The 20,478-nt window shown below is 36.9% G+C and carries 23 protein-coding genes; 2 read left to right on the top strand and 21 right to left on the bottom strand.

The features are described 5' to 3' along the window. Positions 1 to 151: 151 nt before the first annotated feature. The 9 genes from CPRO_RS04920 to CPRO_RS04890 all read right to left on the bottom strand — a co-directional run bounded on the left by CPRO_RS04920 (position 152) and on the right by CPRO_RS04890 (position 7,341). Complete coding sequence (locus tag CPRO_RS04920) at positions 152 to 2,215, bottom strand: PAS domain S-box protein (protein ID WP_236782390.1); 2,064 nt, start codon at positions 2,213 to 2,215, stop codon at positions 152 to 154. Between the two features lie 675 nt (positions 2,216 to 2,890). Further along, entirely contained in the window at positions 2,891 to 3,295 is a 405-nt protein-coding gene (locus CPRO_RS04915) for an SRPBCC family protein (RefSeq protein ID WP_066048527.1), read from the bottom strand. Positions 3,296 to 3,602: 307 nt separating this feature from the next. Beyond that, positions 3,603 to 3,980 carry a CPBP family intramembrane glutamic endopeptidase gene (locus CPRO_RS16200; protein WP_418884605.1) on the bottom strand — a complete coding sequence of 126 codons (378 nt, stop codon included), beginning with the start codon at positions 3,978 to 3,980 and terminating at the stop codon, positions 3,603 to 3,605. Between the two features lie 378 nt (positions 3,981 to 4,358). After that, entirely contained in the window at positions 4,359 to 4,529 is a 171-nt protein-coding gene (locus tag CPRO_RS15220) for a hypothetical protein (protein WP_157881633.1), read from the bottom strand. Between the two features lie 180 nt (positions 4,530 to 4,709). Continuing rightward, positions 4,710 to 5,585, bottom strand: a complete 876-nt coding sequence (locus CPRO_RS04905) for a methionyl aminopeptidase (RefSeq protein WP_066048522.1) — start codon at positions 5,583 to 5,585, stop codon at positions 4,710 to 4,712. A gap of 49 nt (positions 5,586 to 5,634) precedes the next feature. Further along, entirely contained in the window at positions 5,635 to 5,754 is a 120-nt protein-coding gene (locus CPRO_RS16195) for an AraC family transcriptional regulator (RefSeq protein ID WP_422664671.1), read from the bottom strand. A 5-nt stretch (positions 5,755 to 5,759) separates the two neighbouring features. After that, positions 5,760 to 5,975, bottom strand: a complete 216-nt coding sequence (locus CPRO_RS16015; RefSeq protein ID WP_330383868.1) for an AraC family transcriptional regulator — start codon at positions 5,973 to 5,975, stop codon at positions 5,760 to 5,762. Between the two features lie 429 nt (positions 5,976 to 6,404). After that, a complete protein-coding gene (locus CPRO_RS04895; protein ID WP_066048520.1) occupies positions 6,405 to 6,707 on the bottom strand; it encodes a DUF3795 domain-containing protein in 303 nt (100 codons plus the stop codon). 163 nt (positions 6,708 to 6,870) lie between these two features. Continuing rightward, a complete protein-coding gene (locus CPRO_RS04890) occupies positions 6,871 to 7,341 on the bottom strand; it encodes a GNAT family N-acetyltransferase (protein WP_066048518.1) in 471 nt (156 codons plus the stop codon). Between the two features lie 628 nt (positions 7,342 to 7,969). On the opposite strand from CPRO_RS04890, the gene CPRO_RS04885 reads away from it, so the two are divergent. Beyond that, positions 7,970 to 8,560 carry a TetR/AcrR family transcriptional regulator gene (locus tag CPRO_RS04885; RefSeq protein ID WP_066048515.1) on the top strand — a complete coding sequence of 197 codons (591 nt, stop codon included), beginning with the start codon at positions 7,970 to 7,972 and terminating at the stop codon, positions 8,558 to 8,560. Then, positions 8,557 to 9,444 carry an alpha/beta fold hydrolase gene (locus CPRO_RS15720; protein WP_236782389.1) on the top strand — a complete coding sequence of 296 codons (888 nt, stop codon included), beginning with the start codon at positions 8,557 to 8,559 and terminating at the stop codon, positions 9,442 to 9,444. Before CPRO_RS04885 ends, CPRO_RS15720 begins: the two co-directional genes overlap by 4 nt. A gap of 189 nt (positions 9,445 to 9,633) precedes the next feature. Here CPRO_RS15720 and CPRO_RS15715 read toward each other — a convergent pair whose 3' ends face one another. From CPRO_RS15715 to CPRO_RS04825, 12 genes are all read right to left on the bottom strand, one after another. Beyond that, positions 9,634 to 10,077: an MFS transporter gene (locus CPRO_RS15715; protein ID WP_236782388.1), complete on the bottom strand. Its 444-nt coding sequence runs from the start codon at positions 10,075 to 10,077 to the stop codon at positions 9,634 to 9,636. 292 nt (positions 10,078 to 10,369) lie between these two features. Further along, positions 10,370 to 10,846 carry an MFS transporter gene (locus CPRO_RS15710; protein WP_236782387.1) on the bottom strand — a complete coding sequence of 159 codons (477 nt, stop codon included), beginning with the start codon at positions 10,844 to 10,846 and terminating at the stop codon, positions 10,370 to 10,372. 33 nt (positions 10,847 to 10,879) lie between these two features. Beyond that, entirely contained in the window at positions 10,880 to 11,089 is a 210-nt protein-coding gene (locus CPRO_RS04870) for a hypothetical protein (RefSeq protein WP_066048512.1), read from the bottom strand. An 11-nt stretch (positions 11,090 to 11,100) separates the two neighbouring features. Next, positions 11,101 to 11,790, bottom strand: coding sequence for an ABC transporter permease (locus tag CPRO_RS04865; protein WP_066048509.1), 690 nt, complete (start codon positions 11,788 to 11,790; stop codon positions 11,101 to 11,103). Between the two features lie 16 nt (positions 11,791 to 11,806). Continuing rightward, the gene (locus CPRO_RS04860; protein ID WP_066048506.1) at positions 11,807 to 12,523 is read right to left on the bottom strand and encodes an ABC transporter ATP-binding protein; all 717 of its coding nucleotides are present in this window, start codon (positions 12,521 to 12,523) and stop codon (positions 11,807 to 11,809) included. 65 nt (positions 12,524 to 12,588) lie between these two features. Beyond that, positions 12,589 to 13,332 (bottom strand): TetR/AcrR family transcriptional regulator, encoded by a 744-nt coding sequence (locus CPRO_RS04855; protein WP_236782386.1) that lies wholly within the window; start codon positions 13,330 to 13,332, stop codon positions 12,589 to 12,591. Between the two features lie 452 nt (positions 13,333 to 13,784). Next, complete coding sequence (locus CPRO_RS04850; RefSeq protein ID WP_066048502.1) at positions 13,785 to 15,065, bottom strand: class II D-tagatose-bisphosphate aldolase, non-catalytic subunit; 1,281 nt, start codon at positions 15,063 to 15,065, stop codon at positions 13,785 to 13,787. 17 nt (positions 15,066 to 15,082) lie between these two features. Beyond that, positions 15,083 to 16,042, bottom strand: coding sequence for a 6-phosphofructokinase (locus tag CPRO_RS04845; protein ID WP_066048499.1), 960 nt, complete (start codon positions 16,040 to 16,042; stop codon positions 15,083 to 15,085). Between the two features lie 16 nt (positions 16,043 to 16,058). Then, on the bottom strand, positions 16,059 to 16,934 hold the full coding sequence (locus CPRO_RS04840; RefSeq protein WP_236782385.1) for a class II fructose-bisphosphate aldolase: 876 nt from the start codon (positions 16,932 to 16,934) through the stop codon (positions 16,059 to 16,061). A 17-nt stretch (positions 16,935 to 16,951) separates the two neighbouring features. Beyond that, positions 16,952 to 17,926: an ROK family protein gene (locus tag CPRO_RS04835; RefSeq protein ID WP_066048497.1), complete on the bottom strand. Its 975-nt coding sequence runs from the start codon at positions 17,924 to 17,926 to the stop codon at positions 16,952 to 16,954. A 17-nt stretch (positions 17,927 to 17,943) separates the two neighbouring features. Then, on the bottom strand, positions 17,944 to 18,921 hold the full coding sequence (locus CPRO_RS04830; RefSeq protein ID WP_066048494.1) for an ABC transporter permease: 978 nt from the start codon (positions 18,919 to 18,921) through the stop codon (positions 17,944 to 17,946). 26 nt (positions 18,922 to 18,947) lie between these two features. Next, positions 18,948 to 20,453 carry a sugar ABC transporter ATP-binding protein gene (locus tag CPRO_RS04825; protein WP_066048492.1) on the bottom strand — a complete coding sequence of 502 codons (1,506 nt, stop codon included), beginning with the start codon at positions 20,451 to 20,453 and terminating at the stop codon, positions 18,948 to 18,950. Positions 20,454 to 20,478 lie beyond the last annotated feature (25 nt).

Below are 20,478 nucleotides of genomic sequence, written 5' to 3'. Positions count from 1 at the left end.
ATGCCCGCTACTTCCATGGGTAAATTTTAGCACCCTATGCCAACATCCCCACTTAGCGATAGCGTATATGATTGGTATATCCAAACAATCATTAAAATGTTTCCAACTTGTAAACTCAAGAAATTCCCTGACATTACATCTTCTTCAATATTTAACTCCTACTACGTATGCAATTTCTGCCAGCTGTCTTTGCTTCATACATCAATTTGTCGGCACTTTGTATCAATGAATCGACTGTATCTCCAGAACAGTATTCGACCACCCCGAAGCTGGCTGTAACCATGTCCACACCTGTAGATCCCATTTTATTTATACTATCCTGCAACTCTTCAACTAAAATCAAAGCCTTATCTACCGGTGTGCCTTGTAATAATATTACAAATTCTTCTCCCCCCCAGCGAGCCAAACAGTCTGTCTTACGAATCCTGTTTTTAATTGTTTTAGCTAAGTTTTTAAGAACGAGGTCACCGGTGCTATGTCCAAAACGGTCATTGATGCTCTTGAAATGATCCACATCCAGCATTACAAGACAAAACGTACTACTGATTCTCCGTTGTACAAGCTCTATTTCTTCCTCTAATTTTTGAATGAAAAATCGTCTGTTATATACATTTGTTAGGTAATCAATTAAAGATAAACAGCGCAGTTCCTCCTCTAAATACTTCTTTTCAGTAATATCATCAATAATTACTTGAGCACCTGTCACTTTATTCCATTCTGTCAATGGTTTTATATGCAGCCGCATGCATACTCTCTTGCCCCATTTAGATTCATAATTCATTTCATAGACACCCAACTCATTGTTTCGCATACACTCTTCAAGTTTTTTTGATAAGCCATATTTCATCAATGGTGGAAATTTCAAAATATTAATTTTTTTAGTTTCTTCAATACCCGGAGAACCAAGTATTTCTAATGCTTTTTCATTCACATAAATTATGTTACCTTGTTCGTCACATTTTAAAATCCCGATAGGAGCATTCTCAGCTAATTCCAAATATTGTTTATGGCTATTTTCAAGTTCCTCATATGCTCGTTTACGTTTACTAATGTCATGTACAATTCCTACAACATGCAAATCATCCTTAATTTTAAGAAATGACATTGAAACCTCAATATTAATTTCTCCGCCGTCCTTATGCTTAGCTATTACCTCAATTGTCTTTCCTTTTGTGTTATTTTCTCTAGCTAATTTAAAGTGCGAGAAAGCTTTTTTATAAGTCCTATAAATGCTTACATCCGAAACTATCACCCTGTGCAAATCCTTTCCGAGGATTTCTTCACGTGAATATCCAAAAATTTGTTCCGCTGCACGATTCCATAAGGTTACGTCACCTTTGCTGTCAAGCATAACTATAGCATCCTGTGCTGAATTGATAATAGTATCTAATATTGATTCATTTTTATCAAGCTGTTCTTTAATCGCACTACGCTCAGTCAGGTCAACAGCCAACGCCAGAAATAATTTAATTCTTCCATAATCAAGAAGCTGTAAATTAATTTCAACAGGATACTTGGAACCATCCTTACGTCGGTGTATACTGTTAAAGAAAACTTGCTGCTGTCCACCGCTACTCACTTGATTTAGGATTATTTGAAGGCTGGCCATGTTGAATTCCGGATTAATATCTAGAAAAGTCATTTTACTCAGTTCTTTTCTTGTATATCCAATACTTTTACTAGCAGCACAGTTTACATCAGTAAATTTCAAGGACTCCGGACAAAAAATATAGATCTCATTAGCAAAGTTCTCAAAAATTCGACCAAACATACTAGTTTGAAGATTAGCTTCATGAAGATTCAAAGCCATCTCCACTGTGGATAGCAATGCCTCTCTATCCGTTCCCTTTAGTACAAATCCATAGGCATTAAGCTCTTTTATTTTATTAATAATTTCATTGGATATATTTGCTGTAAAAAACACAACTGGTATATCCATAATTTTTAGTATTCTGCGTGCAGCCTCTATACCATCCATTTCCCCGGCTAATTCAATATCCATGAGAATTAAATCTATAGTAATGTTGCATACTTTTTGCAACGCTTCTTCTCCTGTAGTAACTGTTTCCGTATCATATCCATTATCATTCAGAAACTCCGATACAATTCTAGAAGTAAGTAAACTATCATCCACCAGTAAAATCTTTTTATTTTTTACCCTAATTTCAATATGCGACTTTACTACATCTATACTATCATCTTTTCCTGTCATCATCAAAGTTTCCTCATATATTTATATTCAACTCTAGGAATTTATTTTTCTTTTTCCATTGCATGTTTTAATTTCTAGTATCTTTAGATTTTTCATCTGCAAAAAATTCTTCGTTACATTTATCGACTCTCATTTGTTAAATTACAATGGATATTTTCATAAATGGATATACTCCTACAGAATATATTATAGCATTCGCTATATATTCTGTCTACAGCTATAGCTGCCACTAGACATATAACAAAAAGATGTTAAGTTGTTTCGAAAAAATCCCACTAAAACAGGCCATCACAGTGAAAAATTTGTTTTTTCACCGTGATGGCTTTCGTTTCAGTTCATAATTCCAGACACTAGGTAGTAATCTTCATAGTTCCAGACAATCTCGAACCTGTTGCCATCAAAACACGGATTTCCTTTATCAACTCCGTTGTTATACTCTTTGTGAGTGTTTCCGCAAACTCATATCGTTAAAGGATTTTCTGATAGTCTGTTTCTCTTTGCTTCCAGCAAACCTATCAGCAAAAATGATATTAATAATAAAACATTCATTTAGCTAGTTTCTGAATATCGCCAGTGGAACTGCCTATACTATAGTTTTTTGGATTCCCATTTTAACAACATTTGCTTTATATTTAATCAGCACTTATGGATTTCAATTCTAAATAATTTCATCAAAAGTCATTGTTTTTGGTCCAATGCTTTTCTTAAATCTGAAATATAAGCAGCCTGCTGTTTCTTTAAATATATTCCTACAAAAGGTTTCATTATCCACTTCTTTGGAGTTATATTTTCCGTAAAATATATCTCTGTTTTATTACCTATCTTTGAAAATAATCCCGTCCAATGCCCACACATGTTGTTGTTATCCATATCAAACTCATACCGTTTCATAGATTCAAACATAGTTATTGTAAAAGTTGTAGCAAATCCTTCTTTTGTATATTCTATAAATTTTTTTCCTGCTTCCAAAACCTCAATTTTGCTCAAATCACTTCTCCATGCATAATTATCAAGAGAAGTTACTATTTCCCAAACTGTTTTTATATCTTCATTTAAAGTTACTTTTACATTTGCGATTGCCATTCTATCCCGCCTTAAAAATTATAATTTATCTGGTGCTTCTCATTTTATAAATTTGCTCTTCAAGCGTAATTTTCATCAACTACCGTTTCGCAAAGATATTGCATGGTAGTATTTTACTATAGCAAAGAATTTGCTTCAACTGCCTAAATATGAATAACAAAAAGGAGATGAACAATATAAAATTATTATCTGCTCACCGTCCTTATACAAAAATGCTCTGGACCATATTCAGAACGTAGAAAAAAAAGCAGGGCAAGTCTCATCAATCACCTGCCCTGCCTTGCTTTTTAAGATGAGATGCAACTGACTAACTAAAGAAAAAATTCCATAGCACGAATCCGTATCCGCCAATTAATGTGTCGAACACTCCGTGTGCCAATAGAAGCGGAAGGATCGATTTCTTCTTGGCCAAATATAAATAACCACAAAATAGAGTTGTTGTAACAAACGTACTATAAATATGCGTAAAATCAATTAATAAGGTTCTTGGTAAGTGTGCGCAATAAAAAAGGATACAGCTCATAAGAATAACAAGTATTTTGGATTTCATTAACTGATTCAATTTAGTGAACAAGAAACCACGAAATATAATTTCTTCCGAAAAACCTATAGTAACTGTGAGAAAAACGATTCTTGATAAAAAAGAAAGAATATTAAATTGATTTCCATATTGATTAATATCCATGTGCATAATCAGTACTGGGGGGAGAACTTGAAGCAGATAGAGAAAAACACCCAATATCAGACCATGCAGAATGTCCCAAATCGAAAGGCGCAACAAACCAATACTGCTAAGAGGTTTCTTATCCACTTTCAACGTTACAAAGATAATGAAAGTAATATCAAGAACACATGTAATAAAAATAATCCAGTTATCATGGAGGTTCAACATCGAATTGTTTGATATCCATCCTAGAATTAGCACGATTGCATAAACAATAATAATTTGTAAAATTGATTTAGTCTTAGATGTTTTCATTTAATCATTACCCCTCAGCTTTATTTTCACCCTAAATATTTCGATCAAAAGAACGCTAATTAATCTTATCATAAAAAAAATTTTCTAACAAGTAAATTGGCCTTCCGCCTCCTCTGCTAGATACAGCTTCACCCAACGGTAGAAGTTGTTCCAATCTATCCCTAACTTTGCCACCAACTGTACTGCTCTTTCTTTTCCGCATAAATACTTGTATATTGCTTTCTCTAATTCTTCTGGCTTAGCTTTTGATGGCATAAAAGATGCTCCCCCTAGATGACAGCATTTTCTTTCACTGTCTCTCTAAGTGGGAGCATATCATTTTATTATGATGCAACGGCTCTATTTTAAGATTTGTCAGATTTTATTGGATAGTTATCCAAGTGTTTTTGGGGGATATGCTCAAAATAAGAAATTCTTGTTATCACTAACTGTTCATTAATATGTCAGCACTTCATAACCAGTTTCAGTTACTAATACTGTTTTTTCCCACTGTGCAGAAGGTTTCCCATCAGCGGTGCGAACAGTCCAATTATCACATTTATCTGTTACTATATTTGATTTCCCCATATTTATCATAGGCTCTACAGTAAAAACAAGTCCCGGAACTAAGAGCATCCCTGTTCCTTGCTTTGTCACATAACCGACCCAAGGATCTTCATGAAATTGTAGACCAATACCATGGCCTCCAATTTCTCGAACAACAGAATATCCATTTTCCCTTGCATGGTTATGAACCGCTTGCCCAACATCTCCAAGAAATCCCCACGGTTTTACTTGCTCAATGCCCAGTTCCATACACTCTTTTGCAACATCAACCAGCTTTCGTTTCTCAGGGGAAACAGCACCCACGCAAAACATACGTGAAGAATCCGAAAAGAACCCGTTGTAAATTGTAGACACATCAATATTTACAATATCACCGTTTCGCAGGAATACACGATCAGAGGGTATACCATGACATACAATCTCATTGATTGAGATACACATACTCTTGGGGTATCCGTCATAATTAAGTGTTGCCGGAACACCTCCCAATTCCTTGGTTTTTTCAAAGATGAGCCGATCAAGTTCTTCTGTGGTGATTCCGCCAATCACAAAATTTGCAATGAAATCCAATAAAGCGATGTTTCGTTTGCTGCATTCTCGAATACCTTCGATCTGTTGTTTTGTTTTAAGCAATCTTCGATGAGGTACTTCATATCCCTTTAAGCGATAAATTTCAATTCGCTCCTCAATAGGGCCATGACATTTCTTATACTTTCGACCGCTGCCGCACCAGCAGAGATCATTTCTTCCAAATTTGTCAGACATTTTATCTCCTCGCATTTACAAATTCAGAGTAAGCAATATATCCTATGGACTAAGGTGAGCCAAGAGAAAAAACAGAAGCTTTCCGATATTGGCGTGGCGAGCATTGAAATGCTTGAGAAAAAGCTCTAGCAAATGCTTCAGATGACGAGTACCCATATCGAAAAGCAATATCGGTTATTTTTCATCGGTTACGCAAAGATCATAAGCAGCTGCTTTTAACTTACATTGGGCAAGAAATTGTTTATATGTCATACCCATGTGCTCCCGAAACTTTGTAGAGCAGTAATACGGTGAATAACCAACATATGATGACATGTCCTGCAAGCTTGGATTTTCCGTTATGTTATTTTCTACCCACTTTGCCATTGTTTCTATTGTTTGTATAGACATTAGCTTCACTCCTTTCTCCAGTATATCAATTCTCGCAGACAATTACCTGATATAAGTTGCACATTTGAATATGGTACTTGCCGATGTCTCCGTAATTTGACTGCAGCAGGAGTTGCGGATGCCTTTAATGCTACGCAAAATTAAAAATATTTTTTTGCAAATTCGCTCTACAAGCGTAATTTTCATAAACTACCGTCTCTCAAAGATTTTACTTCCACTGCCTAAATATGAGTAACAAAAAGGAAATTAAAATCCTTTCACCGTCCTTATGCAAACAGATCGTGTGTATCAAAAGGTATAAACTTCTATAACGAACTGAGAGCCATTGCATCTTTTTTTTGATGCAACGCTCATTTCGAGATTAGTCGATTTATTGAGTAGGATCAAAATGTGTGTACAAAGAAAAATGCTCATTTGACGTGATTATGTCTATAGGATTCCCAACGTAGTCATAGTAGCTACGGTGCTTGCCGTTTCTTCGTTTGCCCAAATTTTACACTGTTCTAATTTGATATTGGGGTCAAATCCTTGGTCTTTGCCCATATTTGCAAGCATATCACAAGGAAAATCCATGCATTCTCCACAATGATTCAATCTCTTATTCTCGCAACAACTTTTGACCTTGCACTCACCACCCCAAAAAGGCGCAGGCATATTAATACATCCCTTACATTTGACTTCCTCTTTGCGTTCACAGCTATTACAGCAAACGCCACATCTTGATTCAAACATTGTATACCCTCCGATTATAGTTTAAAATTATCATAAAATTCTTCTTTTAACTCTTTTTTGGCATCATTGCTAAGGTAATTCCACCTAACACCTTGAATTGCTCCATTTCGAGATAAGTCGATTTTATTGAGTAGGATCAAAAAGTGTGTACAGAGGAATATGCTCATAATTTGTAGTTATGAACTTTAAGTTTTATGCCATCACGTTCTATCAATTCTTCTGAAAACTTTTCAAAACCAAACTTCTGTAAGATTTTTTCACTTGCTATATTATCAACTACTACATCTGCAAATAATGTAGCATTTTTATATTTTTGCTTCATGTAGTCAATTAACCACTTTGTAGCAATAGTAGCGTTTCCTTGTCCCCATGCCGATTTGCAAAACTGATAGAATAACCCATATTGCAGTTTTTCTTTGTTTATAGGCGGACAACCGATAATACCGATAAGCTCTCCCTTTTGAATTACTGCAAAAACATCTAAAGGCTTAAATATCTCGATTCTATTTTCAACATCTTTCAAAGTACATGGAAGCTTCATATTTGTGTACTTAATAACATCAGCATTTGCCCAAATATTTAATAAACCCTCTGCGTGACAAATATCAAGATTTTTATATTGTAACTCACTCATATGGTATCCTCCTGTTATATAAATTCGCTCTACAAGTTTAATTTTCATCAACTACGTTCGCAAAGACTTTGTACGATAGTATTTTCATAATTTTACCATAGTGAAGATAAGCATTCAACTATCTAAATAAAAACAGCAGAATAGAAAACAACACAATGAAATTTGAAATATGCTCACCATCTTTATGCAAGGCATGTCTGAAATATTCTTGGTATGTAACAAAAATGCAGGCCGACTCTTACCGCGTGGAGTAGTCCTACAACTTAGATTCTCATAATGCCCATTATCTACCGGTTTAAAAATTCCTCGAAAAAGTGCCTGTTGCAAAATATGCCCATCAGAGCGATTCGCACTTCGGTTCAGCACAGACTTGTTATTCATATTTGGCAGTTAAAGAACGTTTTGCTGTAGTAAAATTTAAAAAATACTAACGCGCAAAATCTTTACAAATCGACAGTGATTAAATTTTTGAGTATTTTTTATTTGTTTCAGTAGACCATGTGATTCATCTGCTGTCTTATGGAAATAAGTCGAACTAATTATTTCTGTTGATTTGTTAAAAGTAGTATGATAATATTTATATGACCAAAACAATAAAAAAGGTCATATATTCGTATAGGAGGACATGATGCCAAAGTTTTCAGCTATAGAACGGGAAAAGATATACTCTTTACTATTGGAAAAGGGAGAAAAGTTGTTTAACGAAAAAGGCTTCTATGCAGTAACAGCAGAGGAAGTAGCCTTGTCAGCCGGAATAGCCAAAGGAACCTTTTATCATTTTTTTGAAAATAAAGAACATCTTTTTATGGTGATTAACAACAGCTTGCAAGCCAGCATTTTTATTCGCTTACAGCAGATGCTTGAGAAGCCTGAAAACATGACTCAAACCGAAAGATTTTATCAATTGCTGTGTTATATAATGGACGCGTTTATTGAAAATCCGCTCATTATCAATATTGATGCACAGGTATGGGAGCGTATAGAAGCAAAAGCACCAAAAGCATGCATAGATGAAAATGATGCAAGAGATTCAGAATTGGTCTCAATGATGGGGCACTCCGGTTTTTCCTTTCGGTACGATTTGGAGCGTACAATGAAGCTTCTGCAAATGCAATTTGTGCAACTGGCTTATATCAAAAGGGAGACACAAAGCATAGAACTGATGAAAATTGTTTTGAAGGCATTGGCGGAGCATTTGATAAAGGAGGACATAAAGTGAAAATCCAACCACTAGATCATGAAGCAATCAAAGAAACCGGGTGGAGCGATATTTATGTTTCCGGCTATTCGCAAAAGGTACATATTTTTCACTACCGTGCCGGAGCGAACTGTAAAAATATCATCATCTTGCATACACCCGTAACTGCAATAAAAAATTGTTATGAATGCTTTGAACAGCTTGGCCGCATTTATAGTTTTAATGTGTTTGCTGTAGATTATGTACCAGGAGAGGGTGAGTGCAGCGGAGATACGCAAGACTTTACACTGCCAAATATGGTAGCGAATTTGGATGCTATGTATGAATATGTGCGTGTCCATTATTCCGACGATATTCATCTACTAGGTTATACTGGAGCTGGCGGCATAATGGCACAATATTATTTGGGAACAGGTCCTAAGTTTAAAAGCTTTGCACAATTTGCCTGTGGGATTTATGGGGACACAACGCCGTTGGGGCTGCCAAAGGCTTTTGTTAAGTCTGCTATGCGCATCTTACGTCTGTTAGTAAAGATAAAGCCCACTCTTTCGATGCCTTTTACGCCCCCTTCAGCGAAGGGTTATCATGCAGAATTGGATAATGAATTTTACAAAACCATACTTGTACGAGATCCGAATTTCTTTGCCTTAAAAATAAATAGTTTGCTTAGAATACTAGAGTGCATGGCTGGGAAAGAAAGCTTGTTAAAAGTACCTATCACCTGCCCCACACTGGTATTCAAAACATTGCATGACCGATATTTTTCTTCCGACTATTTTGACCGGTATTATAACTCTCTAACTTGTGAAAAAAAGCTCGTTGAAATAGACGATAGTCATAACAGCTACTTTATTACACCAGAACCTTTTATGAAAGAAATTGCTGCATGGGTAAACTGCCATTAAGTACGATTACTATGCTCTTTTTAATGCTAAACTGCATTGCATAGTGCTAGGAATATATTTAGGAAATGGGCACAATGAGTGTACTCTGGTTAGAACTCTTTTCAAAATATGCCGAGCAAATCTAACTAATCTTGAAATAGAGCCTTTACATCTTCACTCTGATGCAAAGGCTCTCACTTCGTTACACGATTAGCTATCTAGTTTTCTAAACAATCCTCTTGCAGATAATCCAATTACACAAACAATAATTCCTGTTGGAATAAGAACAAGGTATACGCTGTCTGTAAAGCTGTCAAAAAACAGCCCATAAAGGGTTTGCCCTATCGGTTGGGCACACATGGTAATTGTAGATATATAAGACATGACTTTTCCTATCAATGAATTTGGTGTCCTTTGCTGAATGTAAGAAAGTGCAAATATGGAAAAAATACAAGCTGTCATTTGTATACCACAAGAGGCTATAATATTAATTATATATCGTATAATTGTATCTGTTGGAAGAAGAAAAATGATACCTGCTGGAACTAAAAATGCTCCAAGAATTGCAAGTATAATAGGTAATATATCCATTTTTAATTTTCCTGTAAGAAGCCCGGCGGCAATACTTCCAATAATTGCAGCAACACCTAACATACTTTCTGCCGCACCGTAATACCCTGCGTTCAGTCCAGAATGGTACGCACGATATAAGGCAATCCAACCATAACAGTACCTATTACAAAGAAATTAACCAATGTAGCTAAAAGCAACACTTTCAAAATATTCGGTTGTTCCTTACAAATGAAACGTATACTTATGTAAAAATCATATTTTACAGTATGCAAAATTCCTTTGTGCATATCAGACCGTTTATATTCCAACTTAATAAAACACTCAAATAAAGCAGTAATAAAGAAACAAATAATACTTGCATACATGACAGGTTTTAAGCCGAACGTGACATATAATACGCTTCCAAGTATTGGGGGGCAATCAGAGCCGCCACCGCAGCTACTTGATTTACAATAGCATTCCCTTTGATAATGTTATCACCTGATTGCATTTGAGGTACACACGCTTGAACAGTTGGCGACTCAAAGGCCCCCCAAATAGAAAGCAGTATTAGTAGTACACCTATTACAACAATACCATTGCTTCCAGAAAATAAGAGGGTTGCACCTAAAATGGATATGCCTGTTAGGGTATCTAATGCTACCATAATGATTTTTCTGTTCGCTCTATCTGCAAGAATACCGCCTAACACCGAAAGTAAGATCGTTGGAAATGTTGCCATTGCTAAAATACCTGCAAATATTGTTGCTGAACCTACGGCCTCTAAAACATACATATACAATGCAAACTTTAATATGAAATTGCCGAACAATGAGCTTACTTGCCCTAAAACAAGTAACGTAAAATTCAAATGAAATAATTTGCTCTTTTTCATGGTAGTGTGTTAGTGATAAAATATCTGAATAATTTTTGATGCAATCGTAACAGCACCGAGCAAAACCAGAATAATCCACCATGATTGATCCTTTTTCTTATACTTAACGAAAAAACCCACAAATATAAGAATGATGCCTAATACTATACTCAATATAGTACCAACTAGGATAGTTTCAGCGGATATGCTGGATAAAATCTGTTTAATTTGATTGTTCATTTTCTTTCCTCCTAAAAAATAGTGTCATCTGTGCTAATTTTTTTAATTGCAATATAAGCCAAAATAATTCCAATACTCCCCAACGCAATAGAAACTGGTAAAATATTTATCATTCTAGAACCATCACCAATGCCTGAACCCACAGTTAAACTGACAATAGCAATCGAACTTACTACGGTTGTTATAGTGGATTTATTTTGCATACCAATAAATAACGGAGCCATTCCCATACAAATAGATGTGATGGTAGTCACTCCCAATAAAATAATGTCATTTATTGAAACATGGTAATCGACAAATGGAAGTATCGTACTTAAACTGAATGCAATGACATTGACAAATATCATTGTTATCAGCATTCCGCTAAACGTCAAAATGACAGTCAAGATCAGCTTACTTGTCAAAATTCGTTTTCGCTCAATCGGATAGCTGAAAAGCAGGAGTGCAGTTTTGCTTTTGAACTCGTCTACAATGATCATTGCAATCAAAACCGCCTGCCACACAATAAATACAGATTTTACAAAAGTATCAATAATGCTGACGGTACTAAGTGCGGAACTAGAGGTGCCCGACGCTGAAAACGTAAATTTTGTAATCAGCGTCAATAAGATGATAACGACATTGGCAACCGAAACCTGTTTCCAAAAACGGTTCAATTTCATTTTTTTATATTCGATTTGAATAAGCCTTTTTATACTCATTTACCTATCCTCCGTTCTAATCTTGTGTTAAAATAAGGAATTGTTTCTCAAAATCAAAATCAACTTTTGCAAAGGTTTCTTTGGGAATTTCAGAAACAATTTTACCATTGTGCATAACCCCAATAATATCAGCTATTTTCTCAAGCTCGCTGATAATGTGACTGCTTAAAAGAATCGTCAGCTTCTGTTCTTGTTTCAACTGCAATAACAGGTTCCTGATTTCAATAATGCCCTTTGGGTCAACGCCATTGATTGGCTCATCTAAAATCAATATCTCCGGCTCACCCAACAGGGCACGTCCAATCGCCAAACGCTGTTTCATGCCAAGGGATAGTTCGCTTATTTTATTATTTTCTGTTCCAGGAATGCCCACAATATTCAGTATTTCTGGTATTTTATCATAGTTTTTCTTTAGATAATCACAATGCAAAGATAGATTTTCACCTACAGTAAGCCAATCATAAAACGCTGGAATTTCAATTAGACTGCCTACCTTTGATAAATAGCTCTTGTCATGCTCGGTTACAATGTTACCGCATACATATGCTTCGCCCCCTGATGGTTTTAATAAGCCGAGTAGGATTTTCATGAACGTAGTTTTTCCTGAACCATTTTCGCCTAATAGCCCATAGATATTCCCTTTGGGAATATTTAAGTTAAAATTGGATAGCACTTCATGCTGTCTAAAATTCTTTTGCAGTCCATTTGCTGCAATAACTATCGTACTGTTCATCGTTAACCTCCAAATTTATTTTACATTCTCCTAGAATGTAAATGGGTAAAAAATAATACTATCTATTAGACAGTATTATTTTTGAATTCATTCGCAACTTCATTGCAAAGCAAGGTGATTTCTTCATCAAAAACAGGCAATCCAAGGTTATCAAACACTTCTTTAACAAGTACAATTTTATCCATTATTTCGTCTTTATTCGTAGGAAAAACAGTCGGTGTAAGCCATAAATTCGTCATTAAAACAAATAGCTCGGAAAGTTGTTTTGGACATTCCGTTTGGATAGAACCGTCCTCAATGCCTTCCTCAATCATTTCTGCCAATAAAGGGGCAACAACATTTATTTGATTGTCTAAAACATTGGCTAAAAAACGGGGATTTTTTATAAGTGGCAGAGATGCTATATCCATTGCCTGCTTATCAGCGTCTAAAAGTGATAGTTTTAATACCTTTTTTATCTTTTGCAGTCCATTAAGTTCTGTGTCTTTCCTTGCTTGAATAAAAGGATTATTTTTTTCAAATATACTTTTATTCAATGCTGATAAAATTTCTTCTTTAGATTTAAAGTGATGATAGACTGCACCTTTTGTCAGTCCACCTAATTCATTTGCAATGTCTCTAATTATTACATTGTCATAGCCTTTTTCCAAAAACAGTTTTAGCGATACTTCCAATATTTTTTCTACCGTTTCTTCGGGGTATTTGTTCCGTCCCAAAATAAAACCTCCTCCCATTACATTCTCAAAGAATGTAATTATCATATCAGTTAGTGCGTGACCAGTCAAGAAATTTTTTTGAAGTAAAAGCATACTGAAATATGCTGTTACTTCATGTATCTCGCTCGTACTTCCTATCGTTCCATTTTTTCGAAATCATCTTCCTTTTCACAGGTATAGACCTCATATCCTCACCATCACTCTTAAACTCCAGTGCAAGGTCAAGCTCACCTTTTTTGCAGTTCCAGTAGCCGCTCTTCGTCTGGGAACGGTTTTTCCATTTTTTCCTTGGCGTCTGAAAGCTACTGGTTTAGACTAAGCAGGTTATTTCCTCATCAGTTTTCGCCTTATCCATACGTTCTGCCAGATGTTCCAGACGAGTGATACTTCCAACCATGTCAGTTGAATAGGTACATTTACAAACTCTTACATTCTTTCCTTCTTAATTTTACGTCCATCTTTCATATAAAAATTCCCCAGTAATGTCTTCGAAACTTACTGGGGAATTCTCGTTATTTTATTTATCAATGAAAAATAATGACTTTCTATCTTTTTATTGCATATTCGTAAGTAGCCACTACCTCCAAAACAGCGTCATATACCAGCAATCGGGCTTCATTTTTCAATTCACCACGTATAACCTTTTCATATTGATTGGGCATATATTGATGCATTAAGTTCAGGGGTATTGTAATTTTATCAAAGTTATGGAACAGCTGATCTATGGCCTTTTGAACCTGAGCGTTTGATAAATAATATCTACAACGGTCTGAATAACTGTATTTTCTAGCCAAGGCTATCTCTTCATCTGTTCCGTGATAATGGTGAATCCAATTTTCCGGCTGGGCCAGCATAACCTCTTCCAGAACTTCTATAAAACAAGCACATTTTTCTCTTGGTATTAATTCTTTTTCCATAAAACTGAGAGAAAACAAAGCTTCTCTTAATCTGAATGTTAAAGCGGGTCCTACTTTCAAAATTGCAACCCCATCTTCTACCATTTCTCTTAAATTTTCTTTTGTCTGATAATCTGTAGAGTGTCCCTCAAAAACCAAGGAAGGATATGCCTTTAAGCTGTCGCACAAATCCTTTGCTTCGTCCCGATCATAAGGAAAGACTTGGGAATCACCAAACTCCACACCAGGCTGAACCACCACAGCCACGATGTTTTCCCATGTGTCTAATAGCCCATACTCATCAAAAACTCTTTGATACGTCTCTACAGTATCAATGAAATCTATCACCTTTGTTACAGATATCCCTTCTTCCGCCTCCGTTGCCCCCCCTGGTATGGGAACCTCACTGCCTATGATAAAAACAGGTTGTACCTTACTATCAATTTGGCTAAGGGTCTCCATACAAACTTGATACAACGCAGCACCACGTTTGGCAACAATTTTTGTGCTAAGGGGTTGATTCTTTGCATCACTTTCCAGCTTCATACTGGTATCCAAATGGATTTTGGTAAAACCAGCCTTCACATACTCTCTAACCAATACCTTTGCCTTTTCCATAGCTTCCTCTTCTGGAAGATTGCGAAAAGTAAGGGGACCCAAATGGTCCCCTCCTAGATAGATTAGATTTCTGCTACAATCCATTTGGTCTGCAATATGAAACACAAAATCAGCAAAATTTTGAGGGGTCATTCCTGTGTATCCGCCGTACTGATTCACTTGATTGGCTGTTGCTTCAATCAGAACAGGCTGCTGTGTTTCCTTCGCATGATACAGCAAAGCCTCTATCACCAGTGCATTGGCTGTGCAGTAAGATGCAATTCCTCGGGTATTGCCCTCTCCTTTTACCTTTTCCTTCAATATATTTTCCATGGCACACCAAACCTTTATTATTTAATCTCGAACTCGTCAAATACCTTTCGTTGAAAGGCCTGTTCAACATCCATATATTGATATTTTCCGTCAGCGTAAACCACATACACATTTTGAATGCCTTTTACCACCGCATCAACCGCATATTTAGCAAAACCAGCAGCTCTCAATCGGTCTGTGGCAGTGGGTACGCCTCCTCGTTGCTGAAATCCAACAAGATTACATTTTACGTTTAACCCCAATGTGTTTTTCACATAATTTGCAGCATCCACCATTCTGGTGATGGTATTCTGGCTGTCTCCCTCGGCAAACATAACCACAACATAGTCCTTATCCCCGCTCTCTCGTATTTTAACGATTTCCCGGGAAATCTCTTCATTTGTCATGGGTTTTTCAACCAGAACACTAAAATCTGCCATTCCCATCAATACGGAGCTGTGGGTTAAGTAACCGTCCCATGCACCCAAAGTCTCCACAAAAAAGACTCTTCCCGGCAAAGCCATTCCGGTATCGCTGATACCATCCAGATAATCCACCTGTTTGTTCAATGCTGTGTCATATCCTAACGTATATTCACTGCCGTAAATGTTATTATCAATGGTACAAGGCACCCCAACAATATTCATTTTCGGATTTAAGCTGCTTAAAGCTCTGGCACCCTTAAAGCTTCCGTCTCCGCCCAAAACTATCAGTGCATCTATATTATTTTTGGTTAATTGGGAAATTAGAAGCTCTTGATTTTCCTGTTCTTTCAGTTCAGGAAATCTCCCGGTGCGAAGCTCTGTACCACCTTTTTTATGCCAATCCTGTACATCACAGGGGCGAAGCACCGTATAATCATTATCACGGATACCTAAAAATCCACGTTTGTATCCGTAAATTACATGCCCCTGATGTGTTGCGTATTTTACAATTTGAGCAAGACACGGATTCATTCCCGATGAATCCCCGCCGCTGGTAATTACAGCAATATTCATTGGTATTCCCTCTTTATCAGGCTTTATTTGCACTGCCAAACACGTCGATTTTTCCCTTTACAACTTCTGCGCAAGCATCCTTAACAGGTCCCATATACTTTCTAGGGTCAACCTCTTTTTCAGGAAGGTCATTGCACATTTTTCTGATTGTATCAGTGAAAGTCTTCTTAAACTCTGTTCCAACGTTGATTTTGCTAATTCCTGATACAACGCATTTTTTGAAGTCTTCTACAGGGATGCCGGTACCACCGTGGAGAACCAAAGGACAATCTGTAATTTTTGCAATCTCAGCCAAACGCTCAAAATCCAACTTAGGCTCGCTTTTGTAGAAGCCATGAACGGAACCAAATGCAATTGCCAAAGCATCAATGCCTGTTTCTTCAACGAAACGAGGAACATCGGAAGGCTGGGTAAAGGTTGCCTTTTCATCGGAAACTACGATATTTTCTTCCTTACCGCCAACTTTGCCTAACTCAGCTTCTACGGAGCAATGATAATCCTTAGCAAACTCAACAATTTCTTTTGATTTTTGAATGTTTATTTCATAGTCCTCTGCGGAAGCATCAATCATAACAGAGGAAAACCCTGCCTTGATTGCTTCTTTAATATAATCCATGTCTGTTGCATGGTCTAAATGCAGGCAAACGGGAATATCTACAGAAGCCGCCATCCCTTTAATCATCCCAACTGTTTGATGCAAACCAATATATTTGCAAGCACCCATAGATGCCATTAAAATCACCGGTGAATTTTTTTCTGCCGCACCATTAATAATTCCCTGTGCATCTTCATAACCATTGAAATTGAAACTGCCAACTGCATAGCCTTCTTTTCTTGTATTCTCTAAAATTTCTTTTAAAGTCACTAAACCTCTCATTTTCACATCTCCCATAAATAAACACTCCTATCTCATTGTTTTTTATCTGTGTATTCTTTAATCAAGCAATAAGCACCATAAAGCACAACTCTGTCGTTCATCACAGAATATCTGACTGAGCTATCACTGATTGGTTGAATACAACGTTCTTTTAAGGTTTCCATCAAAGCTTCATGGAAAAATTTCTTTGCCTTTGTAACGCCACCGCCTAATACGATGGTATCGGGGTTAAAGAAGTTAAATTGATTTGCAATTCCTATTCCTAGATAATAACCCTCTTTGCAATAAACTTCAAGGGCATATGCATCTCCAAGCTCTGCCGCTTCATTTAGCACCTTTCCGTTTAAGTTTTCCGTCTTAAATTCTGCCAATTCGAAAGCCTCGCTTTGGATACCTTTTTTCATATCCTCCTTAAGGCGATGATTGATTGCAGTACCCGAGGCGTACAGCTCAAAACAACCCACGCTGCCACAAGGACATTTCAAACCTTCCGGCATAATAGACATATGTCCAACCTCTCCTGCACCACTGGAACTGCCGCGATACACTTCACCATTCACAACAATACCACCGCCACAACCAGTGCTTACAGTCATATAGATTACATTTTTCAATCCCATTGCGACACCCATTCGCACCTCGGCAAGTGCACCCAGATTGCCGTCATTGTCTAACATAACCTTCATTCCAAAATCTGCTTCCAATCGTTCTACAATAGGAAAATTGTGCCAACCCATCAATGGAGCATGAATTATAACACCCTTTTCTGCGTCCAAAGGTCCCGGACTTCCCACGCCTATCCCTAAAATTTCTTCTTTCTTAAGAGAAAAATGATTTATAATATGCAACAATACATCCTTGGTATTTTGATATACCGCCTCTTCCCCTAAGAAAGTCTTTGAGGGCGCCACATGTACATAGTCATCTACAATTTTTCCGTCTTCTGTAAACAATGCACCTGATGTCTTTGTTCCACCTATATCTAAAATCAAATAATATCTCATCATACACCTTTTTCCAAGCCTTATGCCTTTTTCTTTTGTGACATATCAAAAATAACCGCCAATAAGATAATACTACCGATTACTACCTTCTGCCAATAGGAAGAGATAGATAATAAATTCATACCATTGTTAATAACTGCAATGATGGCAACACCAAACATTGCACGACCAACAGAACCACTGCCACCGGAAAGACTGGTACCACCCAGAACCGTTGAAGCAATGGCATACATTTCGTAGCCTTCACATGCACCGGGTTGTCCATTTTGCAGCTTAGAAGCAACCAATACACCGCCCAATGCCGCCATTATGGAACACAAAATATGGGATTTCAAAATAACTCTGTTTGTATTAATACCACTTAGGTGCGCCACCTGCAAATTAGACCCGGTTGCATACACATGTCTGCCAAACACAGTTTTGGAAAGCAAAATATGCATCAGGGCCACAACGATAATTGTAAATAATGTTATAATCGGAATAATACCATTGGGGTGAGAATCAGTCACCAATAAGCGGCCTGCTCCCAGCCATGAAAATTGGGTAGGCAAACCAAAGACAGCTGTTCCGCCTGTAACAATATATGTTACACCTCTGGCAATCGTCATCGTAGCCAATGTTGTAATCATAGGCACTACTTTAAACTTCGTAATCATAATACCATTGAAGAAGCCGCAGATGCCGCCTATAATCAATGAAGATACAATCAGGATTATAATGGACAAGAATACAGACATATTCGGAAACATCAACCCAACCATTGCGGAAAATACCCCTGCAAGAGCCGCTACTGAACCAACGGAAATATCGATTCCCCCAAGGATAATTACATAAGTAAGACCGGTTGCCAAAAGGGCATTAATAGCCATCTGTGAGGTTAGGTTCATAACATTTTTCGTTGTGAAAAAAGTGTCTGTCGTCACGCCAAACCCAATACACAAACCGATCAAAAACACAATAACCATGTTTTTCTTTAGCCATGCTTTCAATTTTTCCATATCATTATACCTCTCAATAACTATTCTTAAGTATTTTTACTATTTAAACTTGCAAGTTCAATCACATTTTGCTCTGTCGCGTCTTTATAATGCAATTCTCCTGCGATTTCGCCTTCTCTCATAACAATAATTCGATCACTATTGCCTAAAACTTCGGGCAATTCCGAAGACACCATAATGATGCAACCGCCATTAGCCACAAAGGCATTCATCAGTGCATAAAATTCAGACTTTGCATTCACATCAATGCCTCTGGTGGGTTCATCTAAAATTAAAATTTTAGAATTAGCTAATAACCACTTTGCCAAAATAACCTTTTGCTGATTTCCTCCAGATAGGTTAGCTATCACTGTATTGATTCCGGGTGTTCTAACCTTCAGCTTATCAACGTAATCTTCACTTACTTCCTTTTCCCACTTTAAATCTAAAAAGCCAAACTTTTTACTGTTTTTTGAAAGACTTGGCAAAACAATGTTGTTTTTTATCATAGCATTTAGCATTAAACCTGTGCGGCGTCTATCCTCGGTAACAAGGCCAATATGTGCATTGATTGCTTCAATGGGATTTCTAAAGACCACTTCTTTGCCGGAAACAAAAATTTTCCCAGAAGAATAATCTCTTGCCCCAAAGATTGCCTCCATTACCTCCGTTCGACCAGCTCCCACTAGGCCGGCGAAACCAATAATTTCTCCAGCACATGCTCGAAAACTAACATTTTTGAATTCACCTTTTTTACCTGTAAGTCCCTCAACTCTAAGTAATTCTTCTTTTGCAGTATGTTCTTGTCTGTTGTAATAATCCTGAATTTCCCGCCCTACCATGCTGGCAACCAATTCCTTTTCCGTTACATCAGCAATGTTAAACGTTTCTACCTTACAACCGTCTCTTAAAACCGTAACCCGATCTCCCATCTCAAACATTTCTTTCAGTCGATGGGTGATATAAATAATGGCCACATTCTGTTTCTTTAGTATTTTTATCTGTTCAAACAACGCATTAATTTCATGCCCTGATAATGAAGAAGTAGGTTCATCCATAATAACGACTTTTGCCTTTTTCGTCATTACCTTGGCTATTTCAACCATTTGCTGTTGTGCCGCTGTTAGTTCCCTAGCGATTTGAGTCGCTTGAATATCTACCTTCATAAAGTCCAAAATTTCTTGGGCTTCTTTATTCATTCGTTTTCTATCCAAAAGCATTTTAAAACCCTGCCTTTGTTCTGCACCTAAGAAGATATTTTCCGCTACTGTTAAATCGTTTGCGATACTCAGCTCCTGATGGATTACAGAAATGCCTGCATCCAATGCTTGACGAGGGTTCTGAAAGCTTACCTTTTGGCCATTAAAAATGACTTCTCCTTCGGTAGCATCATAAACACCGGAAATGATTTTAATCAATGTGGATTTTCCCGCACCATTCTCTCCCAAAAGACAATGCATCTCTCCTGAATGAAAATCAATAGACACGTCTGTAAGGGCCTTGACACCTAGAAATCTTTTTGAAATATTTTTCACTTGCAAACACGGATTCATCGTATCTACCTTCCTTACTAAAAAT

The organism is Anaerotignum propionicum DSM 1682, assembly GCF_001561955.1.
Classification (GTDB): Bacteria; Bacillota; Clostridia; order Lachnospirales; family Anaerotignaceae; genus Chakrabartyella; species Chakrabartyella propionicum.
The sequence above is the reverse complement of the archived record's forward strand: the minus strand, read 5'-3'. Positions and strand labels throughout refer to the sequence as shown.